Source organism: Caballeronia glathei (genome assembly GCF_000698595.1).
GTDB classification, from domain to species: domain Bacteria; phylum Pseudomonadota; class Gammaproteobacteria; order Burkholderiales; family Burkholderiaceae; genus Caballeronia; species Caballeronia glathei.
Window position 1 is genome coordinate 1 of the sequence record NZ_JFHC01000195.1, and the last position, 2,423, is coordinate 2,423.

1 protein-coding gene is annotated in these 2,423 nt (G+C 61.9%); it reads right to left on the minus strand.

What is annotated here, in order from left to right; translation table 11 throughout:
* On the minus strand, window positions 1-1,470 hold a 1,470-nt coding region (locus BG61_RS38180), incomplete at its 3' end, for a methyl-accepting chemotaxis protein (RefSeq protein ID WP_035943495.1).
* Window positions 1,471-2,423 lie beyond the last annotated feature (953 nt).

The following is a 2,423-nucleotide window of genomic DNA, read 5'->3' on the forward strand; positions in this document are numbered from 1 at the left end:
GACGAGCGCCGCGTTCTGCTGCGTCACGCTGTCCATCTGCGTGACCGCGCGGTTGACCTGCTCGATACCGTCCGACTGCTCTTCCGACGCCGCGCTGATCTCGCCCATGATGTCGGTCACGCGGCGCACGGCCTGCACGATCTCGCCCATCGTTTCGCCTGCGCGCGTGACGAGTTCGGAGCCGCTTTCCACCTTGGCCGCCGAGTCGCCGATGAGCGCCTTGATTTCCTTCGCCGCCGCCGCGCTGCGTTGCGCGAGCGAGCGGACTTCGCCCGCGACCACCGCGAAGCCGCGCCCTTCCTCGCCCGCGCGCGCCGCTTCCACGGCCGCGTTCAGCGCGAGGATGTTGGTCTGGAACGCGATCCCTTCGATCACGCCGATGATGTCGACGACCTTGCTCGAACTCGACGCGATCGCGTTCATCGTATCGACCACCTGGTCGACGACTTCGCCGCCGCGCGACGCGATATCCGACGCGTTCACCGCGAGCTGGCTTGCCTGCCGCGCGTTCTCGGCGTTCTGTTTCACCGTGCTCGTCAGTTGCTCCATGCTCGACGCCGTTTCCTGCAGCGACGCCGCCTGTTCCTCGGTGCGCTGCGACAGGTCGGTGTTGCCGCTCGCGATCTCGCGTGCGCCGACGTCGATGGATTCCGCGCCGCGATGCACGGAGCCGACCATCGCCGTGAGGTTCGTGCGCATGCGCTCGATGCCTGTGAAGAGGCGCCCGATCTCGTTGGTCTTGTCGGTATGCGCCGACTTGGTGAGATTGCCGCGCGAGATGCGGTCGAAGTGATCGACAGCGTCGTTGAGCGGCTGCACGATCAGCCCGCGCAATGCGATGCGGATGGCGAAAAGCGTCAGCAGCGAGAGCACGAGCACGACAGCGATCGACGTGTTGAGCATGTTGATGTGCGACGCCGTGTCGGCGCGCAAATGCTCCGCGTGCGTCTGCTGGAAGTTGACCGCGGCGGTCGCGGCCGTATCGAAGGCGACGAACATCGGGCTGATCTTCGTGTCGGCGATCGCGTGGTACGCGGCCATGTCGTTCGCGCGGATCGCGGCGAACTCGGGCTCGACGCCGTTGCGCAAGAGCGCGTCGTGCTGCGCGGTGACGGCATCGAGCGTGGCTTGCGGCAGCGTGGGCTTGGGCGTGTCGAGATAGAGCTTCCAGTTCTCGTTCGACTTGTCGAGCAGGAACTGGCCGCGCTCGAGTGCTTTCTTCCCCTCGTCGGCGTTGCCGGCTTCCGAGAGCGAGCGCACGCGATCGAGCGTCACGCGCGAGCGCAGCAGATACGACGATGTCTCGCCGAGTGCGCGAATCGCGACCATGTCCTGTTGCGCGAGCGCGGAGAGCGACGTGCTCGCGGAGTTGAGGCCGGTCAGAGCGAGCGCACCGACCGCCGCCGCGAAGCTCACGAAAAGCAGACCGACGAAGGTCAGCGTCGTGCGAATGGACCAATTCTTCAACATGTGGTTCTTCCTTCTGGTTTGCACCGGTTCTGGTGGTGCGTTTTCTTGTGCCTGCGGCACTTGCGACTGTCTTGCGCTTCGCTTTTTTCGTCTTTCTGGCCTTCTGCCTTCTGCCTTCTGCCTTCTGCCTTCTGCCTTCTGCCTTCTGCCTTCTGCCTTCTGCCTTCTGCCTTCTGCCTTCTGCCTTCTGCCTTCTGCCTTCTGCCTTCTGCCTTCTGCCTTCTGCCTTCTGCCTTCTGCCTTCTGCCTTCTGCCTTCTGCCTTCTGCCTTCTGCCTTCTGCCTTCTGCCTTCTGCCTTCTGCCTTCTGCCTTCTGCCTTCTGCCTTCTGCCTTCTGCCTTCTGCCTTCTGCCTTCTGCCTTCTGCCTTCTGCCTTCTGCCTTCTGCCTTCTGCCTTCTGCCTTCTGCCTTCTGCCTTCTGCCTTCTGCCTTCTGCCTTCTGCCTTCTGCCTTCTGCCTTCTGCCTTCTGCCTTCTGCCTTCTGCCTTCTGCCTTCTGCCTTCTGCCTTCTGCCTTCTGCCTTCTGCCTTCTGCCTTCTGCCTTCTGCCTTCTGTCTTCTGCCTTCTGTCTTCTGCCTTCTGCGAATGCACCGTTTGATGCGCTTGCGCCTCTGTGAAGCTTGCTTTCCTCGCGGTGGCGCTTTGGGCTCGCGCCTCTACACCGTTTGATGCGCCTCGGCTTCTGTGAAGCTTGATTTCTTATTGGTCTGTTAGCTCGCCCCTGTGCGGGGCGGCAGTCACTTTCTTTGCTGCTGCAAAGAAAGTAACCAAAGAAAGCAGCTTTTCAATCATACGGTGTTAGGACGTGACCACGTTTGATTCATTCAGAGTGGACCGACCGCGGGAGTGTCCGCCTCTGTATTTCACTCTGATAGGTACGCAGACCGACTGTGCCATCGCGCCCTTAAACGAAGTGACAAGGCAATCATTCCTCCGTCCTCGCTTCGCTCCGA